The following is a 13,061-nucleotide window of genomic DNA, read 5'->3' as shown; positions in this document are numbered from 1 at the left end:
GCGGGTCGGGGCGGGTACGACCGGTCACGACTGCTGGTGCAGTCCGAGATTCTCGTAGATCTCGAGTGTCGCGGTGGAGCTGTTGAGCGTGATGAAGTGCAGTCCGGGGACACCCTCGGAGAGCAGACGCGCGCAGAACTCCGTCGCGAACTCGATACCGATGGAGCGTACAGCGGTGGGATCGTCCTTGACGGCGAGGATGCGCTCTTTCACGTCCGCGGGGAAGGCGGCGTTGCTCAGCTGGGGCAGCCGGTCGAGCGTCTTCACGTTCACGACGGGCATGACCTCGGGGATGATCGGGGTCTCGCAGCCCGCCTTCGCCACGCTGTCGCGCAGCCGCAGGTAGTTCTCCGGGTCGAAGAACATCTGGGTGATCGCGTAGTCGGCGCCCGCGCGGCACTTGTCCACGAAGTGCCGGATGTCCGTGTCCCAGTCCGTGGACCGGGGGTGCATCTCCGGGAAGGCGGCGACGCCGACGCAGAAGTCTCCCGACTCCTTGATCAGCCGGACGAGGTCGGCGGCGTACTTCACGCCCTCCGGGTGCTCGATCCACTCCCCCAGCGGGTCGCCCGCCGGGTCGCCGCGCAGGGCGAGCATGTTGCGGATGCCCGCGTCGGCGTACTGGCCGAGGATGTTCCGCAGTTCGGCGACCGAGTGGTCGACGGCCGTGAGGTGGGCGACGGGGGTGAGCGTGGTGTCGGAGGCGATCTTCTGGGTGGCCTTGACGGTGCCGCCGCGGGTGGAGCCGCCGGCGCCGTAGGTCACGGAGACGAAGCTGGGGCCGACCGCCTCGACGCGGCGCATGGCGTTCCAGAGGACCTGCTCGCCCTTCTCGGTGCGGGGCGCGTAGAACTCGAAGGAGTACGACGTGTCACCGGCAGCGAGGATCTCGCGGACCGTGCGCGCACGGTCCGAGCGGACGGAAGCGGTACCAAGGGCCATACGGGCAGGTTAGACGCGGTCCAGGGAACCGCGTACACCCCGTCCGAGTGTTGGACACCTTTTCGGACAGCTGTCGGACAGAGGCCGGACAGCTGCCTGGCGGAGGTCGACCGGCTGCCTGGCGGAGGTCGGACGACGGCCGGACGACGGCCGGACGGAGGTCGGACGGAGGTCGGACGGCTGCCTGGCGGAGGTCGGGTGCGCGCCGGGCGCCCCGCGGTCGTGCCCCTCAGGCTTCGGCGCGCTCGCGGACGCGCTTGGCGAGGGCGGCCGTCGCGGCGGCCGGGTCGGCGGCCTCGGTGATGGCGCGGACGACGACGATCCGGCGGGCGCCCGCGTCCAGGACCTCGTCGAGGTTGGTCTCGTCGATGCCGCCGATGGCGAACCAGGGCCGGTCCTGGGCCAGCTCCGCCGCGTACCGCACGAGGCCGAGCCCCGGCGCGTACCGTCCGGGCTTGGTGGGGGTGGGCCAGCAGGGGCCGGTGCAGAAGTAGTCCACGCCCGGCTCGGCGGCGGCCGCGGCCACCTCGCTCTCGGCGTGGCAGGAGCGGCCGATCAGCACCTCGTCGCCGAGGATCGCGCGGGCCGCGGGCACGGGCAGGTCGCCCTGGCCGAGGTGGAGGACGTCGGAGCCGATGGCGTGGGCGACGTCGGCCCGGTCGTTCACCGCGAGGAGCCTGCCGTGCCGGCGGGCGGCGTCGGCGAAGACGGCGAGGTGCTCCAGCTCCTCACCGGCCTCCATGCCCTTGTCGCGGAGCTGCACGATGTCCACGCCGGAGGAGAGCACGGCGTCGAGGAAGTCCGGCAGGTCGCCCTGGCGCTTCCGGGCGTCGGTGCACAGGTAGAGCCGGGCGTCGGCGAGTCGCTCACGAGGCGTGGACATGGGTGGGTTCCCCCCGTTCGTGCGCCGGTGCCGCGGCGCCCGGCCCATGAGGGGCGGGCGCCGCGACACCAGCTGGTGGTGTCTTCGGTGCGTACGTACGTCGGCGCGGGCGCGTCAGACGGCGAGCGCCTGGGCGCGGCGCTTCACCTCCGTGCCGCGGTTCTCGTTGAGCGCCTGCGCGGGCGTGCCCGGCAGGCTCTCGTCCGGAGTGAAGAGCCACTCCAGCATCTCTTCGTCGGTGAAGCCGTCGTCCCGCAGCAGCGTCAGGGTCCCGACCAGACCCTTGACGACCTTGTCGCCCTGGATGAAGGCGGCGGGCACGTACAGCGCGTTGTTCGGTCCGCGGCGCACGGCGATGAGCTGGCCCTCCTTGACCAGCTGCCGCACGCGCGTCACCTCGACATCGAGCATCTCCGCGATCTCGGGCAGGTTGAGCCAGGCGGGGACGAGAGCATCGATCTTTACGTCAATCTCGGTCACAGGACAAGCCTGCCATCCCGGACTGACAGCCGGTAGTCGGGCCCTACCGGACTGCCGCCTTCAGGGGGACGGACGGGTCCGCGGCGCGCTCGGGGTCGACGGGCACGGCGGCCTCGATGAGCTTGCGGCCCTGGGCCAGGTCGCGCGGGCGGCCGACCGCGAGGAGGGCCACCGGCACGCCGGCGCGCAGCCAGAGCACGGACCAGGCCTCGTCGGCCGGGTCGCCGCGCCACAGCAGCTCGTCGGCGTCCGCGTGGTGTCCCGCGTACTGGACGAAGCGGCCGAACTGCTCGGACCAGAAGTACGGCACCGGGTCGTACGGCACGTCGGCGGCGCCGGTGATCGCCGCGGCGACCACGCGGGGCCCCTGGAGCGCGTTGTCCCAGTGGTGGACGAGGAGCCGCTCCCCGTAGCGGGCGGAGGGGAAGGAGGCGCAGTCGCCGACGGCGTACACGTCGGGCAGGGAGGTGCGCAGCCGGTCGTCCGCGGTGACGGCGCCGCTCGGGTCGAGGGCGATGCCGGAGCCGGTGAGCCAGCCGGTGGCGGGGCGGGCGCCGATGCCGACGACGACGGCGTCGGCGGGCAGTTCGCGGCCGTCGGCGAGGACGACGCGGCCGGGCGCGCCGGGCTCGACCGTGGCCACGCGCGCGTGGGTGAGGAGTTCGGCGCCGCTCGCCCCGTACCACTCGGCCATGGGGGCGGCGACCTCGGCGGGCAGCGCTCCCGCGAGGGGGCGGTCGGCGGCCTCGACGACGGTGACGGCGCAGCCCGCCTCGCGCGCGGCGGTGGCGAACTCGGCGCCGATCCAGCCGGCGCCGACGACCACGAGAGAGTGGCGGCGCTCCAGGACGGGCCCGAGGCGCACGGCGTCGTCGAGGGTGCGCAGCAGGTGGACGCCGGGGACGCCCTCGGTGCCGGGCAGGGTGACGGGGTGGGCTCCGGTGGCGACGACCAGGGTGTCGTACGCGACGGGTCCGGCCTCGGTGTCGATCTCGTGGTCGGCGGCGCGCAGTCCGGTGACGTCCAGGCCGAGCCGGAGCTCGATGCCGAGCTCCTCGAAGTCGATCTCGAAGGCGGAGTCCTCGGCCTTGCCGAGGAGGATCGCCTTGGAGAGCGGCGGCCGGTCGTAGGGCTGGTGGGGTTCGGCCCCGATGAGGGTCAGGGGGCCGGTGAAGCCCTGCTCGCGCAGGGCGACGGCGGTCTGGACGCCCGCCATTCCGGCGCCGACGATCACGACGTGCTGCTGGGCCTGCTTCTGCTCACTCACCCGACCACCTTACGCATCTGACGGACCGTCAGGAAGGGAGGGGTCTGCGGCCCGGTGTCGACCCGGGCTAGTCTGGCGGGCGTAAAGCACTCGCGGGAGCCCGGACGCACCGGGCTGAGAGGGAGGCTGGGACGGCCTCCGACCGTACGAACCTGATCCGGGTCATGCCGGCGAAGGGAGGGGCTGGACGCCCATGCGTTCTTCTCATGTCCATGTGTCCGATGTCCGCGTCTCCGACGTCCTTGTGGTCGGGGGCGGCATCATCGGCCTGGTCACGGCCTGGCGGGCCGCGCAGCGCGGGCTGCGCACCGCCGTCGTCGACCCGGACCCGGGCGGCGGGGCCGCGCGCGTCGCGGCCGGCATGCTCGCCGCCGTCACCGAGCTCCACTACGGCGAGGAGACCCTGCTCGGGCTCAACCTCGCCTCCGCGGCACGCTACCCCGCGTTCGTCGCCGAACTGACGGAGGCCGCCGGCCACGACGTCGGCTACCGCGCCTGCGGCACCCTCGCCGTCGCCCTCGACGCCGACGACCGGGCCCACATGCGCGAACTGCACGCCCTGCAGACCCGCTGCGGGCTCGTCTCCGAATGGCTCAGCGGCCGCGAGTGCCGCCGCCTCGAACCGATGCTGGCCCCGGGGGTGCGCGGCGGGCTGCGGGTCGACGGCGACCACCAGGTCGACCCCCGCCGGCTGGCCACCGCGCTCGTGAGGGCCTGCGAGCGGGCCGGGGTGGTCTTCCACCGCACGCTCGCGGAGCGCCTGGCGGTCGTACGCGACCGGGCACGCGGGGTCCTCCTCACCGGCGGCGAGGAACTGACGGCCGACCAGGTCGTCCTCGCCGCGGGCAGCCTCAGCGGACGGCTCGCGGGCGTGCCCGAGGAGGTGCTGCCGCCGGTCCGTCCCGTCAAGGGCCAGGTCCTCCGGCTGCGGGTGCCGCCCGCGTACGCCCCCTTCCTCTCCCGCACCGTCCGCGCCGTCGTCCGCGGCAGCCACGTCTACCTGGTGCCCCGCGATAACGGCGAGCTCGTCGTCGGCGCCACCAGCGAGGAGCTCGGCTGGGACACCACGGTGACGGCGGGCGGGGTGTACGAGCTGCTGCGCGACGCCCACGAGCTCGTCCCGGGCATCACCGAGCTGCCGCTCACCGAGACGCGGGCCGGACTGCGCCCCGGCTCCCCCGACAACGCGCCGCTCCTCGGCCCCACCGACCTGCCCGGCCTGCACCTGGCCACCGGCCACTACCGCAACGGGGTGCTGCTCACCCCCGTCACCGGCGACGCCATGGCCGAGGCGCTCACCACCGGCGTCCTCCCCGACGAGGCACGTCCCTTCACCCCCCGCCGTTTCTCCCCCGCCCCTCCCGTACGTCAGGAGCAGCCCGCATGAACGTGTCCGTGAACGGAGAGTCGCGCGAGCTCTCCGGCCCCCTCTCCCTGGACGCCCTCGTGGCGACCCTGACCACGGCCCCCTCGGGCGTCGCGGCGGCGCTCAACGAGACGGTCGTGCCGCGCGGCGAGTGGGCCACGACGCTGCTCGGCGAGGGCGACCGGGTGGAGGTCCTCACCGCGGTGCAGGGAGGCTGACCGGAATGTCCGACGACGTCTTCACCCTCGGCGGTACGGATTTCACCTCCCGCCTCATCATGGGCACCGGCGGCGCCCCCAGCCTCGACATCCTGGAACGCTCCCTCGCCGCCAGCGGTACGGAACTGACGACGGTCGCCATGCGGCGCCTGGACCCCACGGTCCAGGGCTCGGTCCTCTCCGTCCTGGAACGCCTCGGCATCCGTGTCCTGCCGAACACGGCGGGCTGCTACACGGCGGGCGAGGCCGTCCTCACCGCCCGCCTCGCCCGGGAGGCGCTCGGCACGAACTGGATCAAGCTGGAGGTCGTCGCCGACGAGCGCACCCTCCTGCCGGACGGCGAGGAGCTCCTGGCCGCGGCCGAGACCCTGGTCGACGACGGTTTCGTGGTCCTCCCCTACACCAACGACGACCCCGTCCTGGCCCGGAAGCTGGAGGACGTGGGCTGCGCGGCGATCATGCCGCTCGGCTCCCCCATCGGCTCCGGACTCGGCATCCGCAACCCGCACAACTTCCAGCTGATCGTCGAACGGGCCGAGGTCCCCGTGATCCTCGACGCCGGCGCGGGAACGGCCTCGGACGTGGCGCTCGCGATGGAGCTGGGGTGCGCGGCGGTGATGCTGGCGTCGGCGGTGACGCGGGCGCAGGAGCCGGTGCTGATGGCCTCGGCGATGCGGCACGCGGTCTCGGCGGGACGGCTGGCCTTTCGTGCGGGCCGCATCCCCCGCCGGCACTTCGCCTCCGCGTCCTCCCCGACCACGGGCCAGGCCCACCTGGACCCCGAACGCCCGGCCTTCTGACCCCACCCGCCCCTCCACCGGGCCGGCGCCCACGCCGTCGTGGTCAGCCGCTCCACCGGGCGGTGCCCGCCCCCGTCGTGGGCAATCGCCCCGCTGAACCGGCGCCCACCCACCCCCGTTGCGGGCAGTCGCCCCGCCGGGGCGGCGCCCACCCCTCGCGCCCTCGTTGCGAGCGCGCCCGGCGGGCGCGCGCCCCGCACGGGCGGGGGACCGGTCGGCGCCCGTACGGGCCGGCGGCTCGCCAGGGCCACGGAGCCGCCCAGCGGCCGTACGCGTCACAGCTGCGCTGCAGTCCCGCCCCGACCGCACAAGCCCCCCGCCCCCGGCTCGTAGACTCGTCGCCGTGGACACGACCCTTCAGGACCCCCTCGTCGGGCGGCTGCTCGACGGCCGCTACCGCGTCGACGCGCGCATCGCCGTCGGCGGGATGGCCACCGTCTACCGGGCCGTCGACACCCGCCTCGACCGCGTCCTCGCGCTCAAGGTGATGCATCCGGCCCTCGCCGCCGACGCCGCCTTCGTCGAGCGGTTCATCCGCGAGGCGAAGTCCGTGGCCCGGCTCGCGCACCCGAACGTCGTCGGGGTCTTCGACCAGGGCGCCGAGGGCGCGTACGTCTATCTGGCGATGGAGTACGTCGCCGGCTGCACCCTCCGTGACGTCCTGCGCGAGCGCGGCGCCCTCTCGCCCCGTGCCGCCCTCGACATCCTGGAGCCGGTGCTCGCCGCGCTGGGCGCCGCGCACCGGGCGGGTTTCGTGCACCGGGACATGAAGCCGGAGAACGTCCTGATAGGGGACGACGGCCGGGTGAAGGTCGCCGACTTCGGTCTCGTGCGGGCCGTGGGCTCGGCGACGGCCACGACCGGCGCGGTCCTCGGCACGGTCTCGTACCTCGCGCCGGAGCAGATCGAGCACGGCACCGCCGACACCCGCGCCGATGTGTACGCCTGCGGTGTCGTCCTCTACGAGATGCTGACCGGCGGCAAGCCGCACTCCGGCGACACCCCGGCCCAGGTGCTCTACCAGCACCTGAACACCGACGTGCCCGCCCCCTCGGCGACCGTCCCCGGCCTCGCCCCGGAGCTGGACGGGCTGGTCGCGGCGGCCACGGCCCGCGATCCCGAGGCCCGCCCGCACGACGCCGTCGCCCTGCTCGCCCTGCTCCGGGAGGCCCGCGCCGGGCTCGGCGACGAGCAGCTGGACGCGGTGCCGCCGCTCGCGCGGTCCGAGGCCCGGGACACCGCCGAGGACCGGACGAGCGTGATCGCCCGTCCCGTCCCCACGGAAACCGACGTCCTGCACACCAACCGGCTGCCCGCCCCGGAGGCACCCCCCGCCGCCCGCCGCAGGCCCCCGCGCGGACCCCTCCTCGTCGTCCTCGCCGTCCTGCTCGCCCTCGGCCTGGGCGCCGGCGTCTGGTACATCAGTTCCGGCCAGTTCACCCGGGTCCCCGCCGTCCTCGGCCAGTCCGAGGCCGCCGCGACGAAGCGCCTCTCCGACGCCGGTCTCGAGGTCGGCACCACGAAGCGCGCCTTCAGCGACGTGTACGAACGCGGCACGGTCATGGCCGTCGACCCCGCCCCCGGCGAGCGCGTCCGGGGCAACGACACGGTCACCCTCATGCTCTCCCGCGGCCCGGAGATCGTGAAGGTGCCCAACCTCAAGGGCAAGCCGCTCGCGGAGGCCAAGCACCTCCTGAAGCAGGAGGGCCTCGCCCCCGGGGTGATCACCGAGGAGTTCAGCGACTCCGTCGCGCAGGGCTCCGTGATCGGTTCCGACCCCGAGCCCGGCACCGAGCGCAGCCCCGACTCGGCCGTCGCCCTGGTGGTCAGCAAGGGTTCCCCGATCGACGTGCCCGACGTCAGCGGCGAGACCGTCGCCGACGCCACGGCCGCCCTCCAGGAGGAGGGGCTCACCGTCCGGGTCGCCCCGGAGCGGATCAACTCCCCCGAGGAGGCCGGCACCGTCGCGGCCCAGTCCCTCGCCGGGGGCAGCCGGGCCGCCGAGGGCGACGTCATCACCCTCACCGTCTCCAAGGGGCCGAAGCCGGTCGAGGTCCCGGACGTGACGGACCAGTCGACCGCGGACGCACGTGCGACCCTGGAGGACGCGGGCTTCGCGGTGGAGGTCAAGAAGTCCTTCCCCTATCTCGGCGACACGGTCGCGAGCCAGTCCGTGAAGGGCGGCGAGACCGCGCCCGAGGGCTCCACCATCACCATCACGATCAAGGGACTCTAGAAACCCATGCGCAACCCCGTCGGCGGCCACGTCCCCGTGGCCGGTGGCCTCGCCACGACCGGCCTCTGCTACGCCCGTGAGCTCGGCGCCGAGACCGTGCAGGTCTTCGTCGCCAATCCGCGCGGCTGGGCGACCCCGGTCGGCAACCCGGCCCAGGACGAGCGCTTCCGGGCCGAGTGCGAGGCCGAGTCGATCTCGGCGTGGGTGCACGCCCCGTACCTGATCAACTTCGGGTCCCACACCGAGGCCACGGTGGAGAAGTCGGTGGAGTCCCTGCGGCACTCGCTGCGCCGGGGCCGGGAGATCGGCGCCAAGGGCGTGGTGGTGCACACCGGCTCGGCGACCGGCGGCCGGCCGCGCGAGGTGGCGCTCGCCCAGGTGCGCGAGCGGATGCTGCCGCTCCTCGACGAGCTGACGCACGAGGACGACCCGTACCTGCTCCTGGAGTCGACGGCGGGCCAGGGCTTCTCGCTCTGCTCGCGGACCTGGGACTTCGGCCCGTACTTCGACGCGCTCGACCACCACCCGAAGCTGGGCGTCTGCCTCGACACCTGTCACATCTTCGCTGCCGGCCACGACCTGGCGGGCCCGCACGGAGCGGCGCAGACGCTGGACCTGCTGGTGGACACGGTCGGCGAGGGGCGGCTCAAGCTGATCCACGCCAACGACTCGAAGGACGTCGTGGGCGCGCACAAGGACCGGCACGCGAACATCGGGGCAGGTCACATAGGCGAGGAGGCCTTCGGGAAACTCCTGCGCCACCCGGCCACCGAGAACGTACCGCTGATCATCGAGACCCCGGGCGGCAAGGAAGGACACGTCGCCGACATCGAGCTCCTGAAGAAGCTCCGCGAGCGCCGAGGTTGATCATTTCCGCTTGAGGAATACCCTAGGGGGGTATACGGTTCCCAGTAATGGCAGGAACCGTACACGAGGCTGGGGGCACCTCTCATGCAGCACGAAGAGCACGCACACCACGGCCATGAAGGCCACGAGGGTCACCGGGGCCATGTCGGGCACGTCGACCACAGCAACCATGCCGGTCACGGAGACCACACCGCCCACGCGAGCCACGGCGAGCACCACGATCACACGGCCCACACCGGCCACGCCGACCACCAGAGCCACGCCACCCACGCCACCCACGCGGCCCACGCCGGCCACGAGGGGCATCACGCCCCCGGCGGCACCGTCTCCTGGGCCATGGCCGCCCAGGCCACCCTGCACTGCCTCACCGGCTGCGCCATCGGCGAGATCCTCGGCATGATCATCGGCACCGCGTTCGGCTGGGGCAACATGCCGACGATGGTCCTCGCGATCATCCTGGCCTTCTTCTTCGGCTACGCGCTCACCCTGCGCGGCATCCTGGCCGCCGGCGTCGACTTCAGGACGGCCTTCAAGGTCGCCCTCGCCGCCGACACCCTCTCCATCGCCGTCATGGAGATCATCGACAACGGCGTCATCGCCCTCTGGCCCGGCGCCATGGACGCGCACCTCGACGAGCCGCTCTTCTGGATCGTGCTCGCGATCTCGCTCGGCGTCGCCTTCGTACTGACCACGCCGGTCAACAAGTGGATGATCGGCCGCGGCAAGGGGCACGCGGTGGTCCACCAGTACCACCACTGACCGCACCACGGACGGTCCGGAGCGGCTACAGCTCCGGGCCGTCTCCCGGTTCCTCCTGGTACGAGTAGCGCTGCTCCGTCCACGGATCACCGAGGTTGTGGTAGCCGCGCTCCTCCCAGAAGCCCCGGCGGTCGGCCGCCATGTACTCCACGCCCCGGACCCACTTGGGCCCCTTCCAGGCGTACAGGTGCGGGACGACGAGCCGCAGCGGGAAGCCGTGCTCGGCGGTGAGCAGCTCCCCGTCCTTGTGGGTGGCGAAGATCGTGCCGTCCGCGGCGAAGTCGGCGAGCCGCATGTTGGCGCTGTATCCGTACTCGGCCCAGACCATCACGTGCGTCACGTGGGGGGCGGGCGGAGCGAGCTCCAGGATCGTGCGGGCGGGGACGCCGCCCCATTCGGCCCCGAGCATGCTGAACTTCGTGACGCAGTGCAGATCGGCCACGACCGTGGAGAACGGAAGGGCCGAGAATTCCTCGTGGTTCCAGCACCGCTTGTCGCCGTCGGCCGTCGCCCCGAAGACGCGGAACTCCCAGCGGTCCGGCTTGAACTTGGGGACGGGCCCGTAATGGGTGACCGGCCAGCCGCGCTGCAGCCGCTGCCCCGGGGGCAGATCCGGCGGAAAGTCCGTCGAACGATCCGGCTGACCCGCTTCCCGGTGTACTCCGCTCTCCGGCTGACCCATGTCCTCCATGGTGACAGACGGCGAGGGGTGGTCATGACCAGGCGACCGTCCGGGAGGTGCGATTCGGGCAACTGCGACTAAGCCTGCACTTACTGGACGCCCCCCATTCGGGGTGCGAGGATGCGGCCATCCCGCCCAGTGACGGCGTAGACACGTAACGTGGAAGGAGCCTGGAGCGATGCAGGGCGACCCCGAGGTCCTCGAGTTCCTCAATGAGCAGCTGACCGGCGAGCTGACGGCCATCAACCAGTACTGGCTGCACTACCGCATCCAGGACAACAAGGGGTGGACGAAGCTCGCCAAGTACACCCGCGAAGAGTCCATCGACGAGATGAAGCACGCGGACAAGCTGACCGAGCGCATCCTGATGCTCGACGGCCTGCCCAACTACCAGCGGCTCTTCCATGTGCGGGTCGGCCAGACGATCACCGAGATGTTCCAGGCGGACCGCCAGGTCGAGGTGGAGGCGATCGACCGCCTCAGGCGCGGGATCGAGGTCATGCGCGCCAAGGGGGACATCACGTCCGCCAACCTCTTCGAGGAGATCCTGGCCGACGAGGAGCACCACATCGACTACCTGGACACGCAGCTGGAGCTGATCGAGTCCCTGGGTGAGGCGCTGTACGTCTCGACGCTGATCGAGCAGCCCAGCTAGGGGGCTAGGCGGCTTCCCGGAGTTCCGTGACCGTCTCCACCGTCAGGGCGGGCATGCCCTGGTCCAGGAGCTCGCGTCGCGGGCAGCTGCCGCGCCCGAGGATGGCCTGGATGCGACGGACGCAGGAACCGCAGTCCGTGCCGGCCTTGCTGACCGAGGCTATCTGGCGGGGCGTGCACGCGCCCGCGTCCGCATGCTCCTTGACCTGCTTCTCCGTGACACCGAAGCATGAGCAGACGTACACGCGGTCCACCTCCCGCCGAGATCGTTAAGGCTAACCTAACCTTACCTGGCGGCCCGGAGCCCCGAAAGCCCCGAAGACGACGATGGGGCACGGATCACAGCGATCCGTGCCCCATCCCCGTAGGAACCCGCTTACTGATCGCGGTACATCTCCGCCACCAGGAACGCCAGGTCGAGCGACTGGCTGCGGTTGAGCCGCGGGTCGCAGGCCGTCTCGTAGCGCTGGTGCAGGTCGTCGACGAAGATCTCGTCGCCGCCGCCCACGCACTCGGTGACGTCGTCACCGGTGAGCTCGACGTGGATGCCGCCCGGGTGGGTGCCCAGCGCCTTGTGGACCTCGAAGAAGCCCTTGACCTCGTCGAGCACGTCGTCGAAGCGGCGGGTCTTGTGGCCGGAGGCGGCCTCGAAGGTGTTGCCGTGCATCGGGTCGGTGACCCAGGCGACGACCGCACCGGAGGCGGTGACCTTCTCGACCAGCTCGGGGAGCTTGTCGCGGACCTTGTCGGCGCCCATGCGGACGATGAAGGTCAGCCGGCCCGGCTCGCGGTCCGGGTCGAGACGGTCGATGTACGTGAGCGCCTCGTCCACCGTGGTGGTCGGGCCGAGCTTGATGCCGATCGGGTTGGCGATCTGCGAGCAGAACTCGATGTGCGCGTGGTCCAGCTGGCGGGTGCGCTCACCGATCCAGACCATGTGGCCGGAGGTGTCGTACAGCTTGCCGGTGCGCGAGTCCGTACGGGTCAGGGCGCCCTCGTAGTCGAGCAGCAGCGCCTCGTGGGAGGCGTAGAACTCGACGGCCTTGAACTCGGCCGGGTCGGTGCCGCAGGCCTTCATGAAGTTCAGGGCGTTGTCGATCTCGCGGGCGAGCGCCTCGTAGCGCTGGCCCGAGGGGGACGACTTCACGAAGTCCTGGTTCCAGGCGTGCACCTGGCGCAGATCGGCGTAACCACCGGTGGTGAAGGCGCGGACCAGGTTGAGCGTGGAGGCGGAGGCGTTGTACATCCGCTTCAGGCGCTCGGGGTCCGGGATGCGGGCCTTCTCGTTGAAGTCGAAGCCGTTGACCGAGTCGCCCCGGTAGGTCGGCAGGGTCACGCCGTCACGGGTCTCGGTCCCCTTTGAACGGGGCTTCGAGTACTGGCCGGCGATGCGGCCGACCTTCACCACGGGCACGGAGGCCGCGTAGGTGAGGACGGCACTCATCTGGAGCAGCGTCTTGAGCTTGGCCCTGATGTGGTCGGCCGACACGGCGTCGAAGGCCTCGGCGCAGTCGCCGCCCTGGAGCAGGAACGCCTCGCCACGGGCGACGGCTCCCATCCGGGCGCGCAGCTGGTCGCACTCGCCGGCGAAGACGAGCGGAGGATACGACTCGAGGTCCGCGATCACATCGCGCAGAGCCTCGGCATCGGGGTACTCGGGCTGCTGCGCCGCGGGCAGGTCTCGCCAGGTCGCCTTGGCGACGGCGTGGGAATCAGCGTTCACGGTCACAAGCACCACAGTAAGGGGTTCTTCGTCCGGTCCTGCCCCCTGCCCAATGACTGAGACGCGCGTCCGGGATGTCACACCCGAAATGTCCCCTGGAGATCTTCACGCCTTCCGAAGGTGTTACCCTCTGGCCCGTTTAACAAGAGCAAAGTCGAACTCACAGGGGTGGGCGTGACCCAGA

Annotated in this window: 14 protein-coding genes and 1 riboswitch; of the genes, 7 read left to right on the top strand and 7 right to left on the bottom strand. The window is 72.0% G+C overall.

Annotated features, from left to right (window positions below; genetic code table 11):
- Positions 1–24: 24 nt before the first annotated feature.
- The 4 genes from metF to BLW86_RS27540 all read right to left on the bottom strand — a co-directional run bounded on the left by metF (position 25) and on the right by BLW86_RS27540 (position 3,572).
- Positions 25–942, bottom strand: coding sequence for a methylenetetrahydrofolate reductase [NAD(P)H] (metF, locus tag BLW86_RS27555; protein ID WP_093876525.1), 918 nt, complete (start codon positions 940–942; stop codon positions 25–27).
- Between the two features lie 229 nt (positions 943–1,171).
- Positions 1,172–1,825 (bottom strand): thiamine phosphate synthase, encoded by a 654-nt coding sequence (gene thiE, locus BLW86_RS27550; protein WP_030693434.1) that lies wholly within the window; start codon positions 1,823–1,825, stop codon positions 1,172–1,174.
- Positions 1,826–1,939: 114 nt separating this feature from the next.
- On the bottom strand, positions 1,940–2,305 hold the full coding sequence (locus tag BLW86_RS27545; protein ID WP_030693433.1) for an Rv2175c family DNA-binding protein: 366 nt from the start codon (positions 2,303–2,305) through the stop codon (positions 1,940–1,942).
- 43 nt (positions 2,306–2,348) lie between these two features.
- Positions 2,349–3,572 carry an NAD(P)/FAD-dependent oxidoreductase gene (locus tag BLW86_RS27540; RefSeq protein WP_093876524.1) on the bottom strand — a complete coding sequence of 408 codons (1,224 nt, stop codon included), beginning with the start codon at positions 3,570–3,572 and terminating at the stop codon, positions 2,349–2,351.
- A gap of 82 nt (positions 3,573–3,654) precedes the next feature.
- Positions 3,655–3,768, top strand: a riboswitch (TPP riboswitch).
- Between BLW86_RS27540 and thiO the strand changes: the two genes are divergently transcribed.
- The 6 genes from thiO to BLW86_RS27510 all read left to right on the top strand — a co-directional run bounded on the left by thiO (position 3,766) and on the right by BLW86_RS27510 (position 9,818).
- Complete coding sequence (thiO, locus tag BLW86_RS27535) at positions 3,766–4,959, top strand: glycine oxidase ThiO (protein WP_093878907.1); 1,194 nt, start codon at positions 3,766–3,768, stop codon at positions 4,957–4,959. (Overlaps the previous riboswitch by 3 nt.)
- On the top strand, positions 4,956–5,156 hold the full coding sequence (thiS, locus tag BLW86_RS27530; RefSeq protein WP_030693430.1) for a sulfur carrier protein ThiS: 201 nt from the start codon (positions 4,956–4,958) through the stop codon (positions 5,154–5,156). The genes thiO and thiS overlap by 4 nt, the downstream gene beginning before the upstream one ends.
- 5 nt (positions 5,157–5,161) lie before the next feature.
- Positions 5,162–5,956, top strand: a complete 795-nt coding sequence (locus BLW86_RS27525) for a thiazole synthase (RefSeq protein WP_093876523.1) — start codon at positions 5,162–5,164, stop codon at positions 5,954–5,956.
- Positions 5,957–6,299: 343 nt separating this feature from the next.
- Positions 6,300–8,192 (top strand): Stk1 family PASTA domain-containing Ser/Thr kinase, encoded by a 1,893-nt coding sequence (pknB, locus tag BLW86_RS27520; RefSeq protein WP_177181768.1) that lies wholly within the window; start codon positions 6,300–6,302, stop codon positions 8,190–8,192.
- A 6-nt stretch (positions 8,193–8,198) separates the two neighbouring features.
- Positions 8,199–9,059 carry a deoxyribonuclease IV gene (locus tag BLW86_RS27515; protein WP_093876522.1) on the top strand — a complete coding sequence of 287 codons (861 nt, stop codon included), beginning with the start codon at positions 8,199–8,201 and terminating at the stop codon, positions 9,057–9,059.
- Between the two features lie 84 nt (positions 9,060–9,143).
- Entirely contained in the window at positions 9,144–9,818 is a 675-nt protein-coding gene (locus BLW86_RS27510) for a DUF4396 domain-containing protein (protein WP_093876521.1), read from the top strand.
- A 25-nt stretch (positions 9,819–9,843) separates the two neighbouring features.
- On the opposite strand, the gene BLW86_RS27505 is transcribed toward BLW86_RS27510, so the two are convergent.
- On the bottom strand, positions 9,844–10,500 hold the full coding sequence (locus BLW86_RS27505; RefSeq protein WP_093878905.1) for a sulfite oxidase-like oxidoreductase: 657 nt from the start codon (positions 10,498–10,500) through the stop codon (positions 9,844–9,846).
- 178 nt (positions 10,501–10,678) lie between these two features.
- Between BLW86_RS27505 and bfr the strand changes: the two genes are divergently transcribed.
- Positions 10,679–11,155, top strand: a complete 477-nt coding sequence (bfr, locus tag BLW86_RS27500; protein ID WP_030693948.1) for a bacterioferritin — start codon at positions 10,679–10,681, stop codon at positions 11,153–11,155.
- Between the two features lie 4 nt (positions 11,156–11,159).
- On the opposite strand, the gene BLW86_RS27495 is transcribed toward bfr, so the two are convergent.
- The gene (locus BLW86_RS27495) at positions 11,160–11,408 is read right to left on the bottom strand and encodes a (2Fe-2S)-binding protein (RefSeq protein ID WP_093876520.1); all 249 of its coding nucleotides are present in this window, start codon (positions 11,406–11,408) and stop codon (positions 11,160–11,162) included.
- Between the two features lie 122 nt (positions 11,409–11,530).
- Complete coding sequence (locus BLW86_RS27490) at positions 11,531–12,883, bottom strand: class II 3-deoxy-7-phosphoheptulonate synthase (protein WP_093876519.1); 1,353 nt, start codon at positions 12,881–12,883, stop codon at positions 11,531–11,533.
- Between the last annotated feature and the right edge of the window lie 178 nt (positions 12,884–13,061).

This window comes from Streptomyces sp. TLI_105 (assembly GCF_900105415.1).
Classification (GTDB): domain Bacteria; phylum Actinomycetota; class Actinomycetes; order Streptomycetales; family Streptomycetaceae; genus Streptomyces.
Note: the sequence above shows the minus strand (reverse complement) of the source record. Positions and strands in the feature narration are given on the sequence as shown.

Coding starts and splice junctions, on each gene's coding strand:
- metF (WP_093876525.1), bottom strand. CDS start 942: ATGGCCCTTGGTACCGCTTCCGTCCGCTCGGACCGTGCGCGCACGGTC.
- thiE (WP_030693434.1), bottom strand. CDS start 1,825: ATGTCCACGCCTCGTGAGCGACTCGCCGACGCCCGGCTCTACCTGTGC.
- thiO (WP_093878907.1), top strand. CDS start 3,766: ATGCGTTCTTCTCATGTCCATGTGTCCGATGTCCGCGTCTCCGACGTC.
- thiS (WP_030693430.1), top strand. CDS start 4,956: ATGAACGTGTCCGTGAACGGAGAGTCGCGCGAGCTCTCCGGCCCCCTC.
- BLW86_RS27525 (WP_093876523.1), top strand. CDS start 5,162: ATGTCCGACGACGTCTTCACCCTCGGCGGTACGGATTTCACCTCCCGC.
- BLW86_RS27515 (WP_093876522.1), top strand. CDS start 8,199: ATGCGCAACCCCGTCGGCGGCCACGTCCCCGTGGCCGGTGGCCTCGCC.
- BLW86_RS27510 (WP_093876521.1), top strand. CDS start 9,144: ATGCAGCACGAAGAGCACGCACACCACGGCCATGAAGGCCACGAGGGT.
- BLW86_RS27505 (WP_093878905.1), bottom strand. CDS start 10,500: ATGGGTCAGCCGGAGAGCGGAGTACACCGGGAAGCGGGTCAGCCGGAT.
- bfr (WP_030693948.1), top strand. CDS start 10,679: ATGCAGGGCGACCCCGAGGTCCTCGAGTTCCTCAATGAGCAGCTGACC.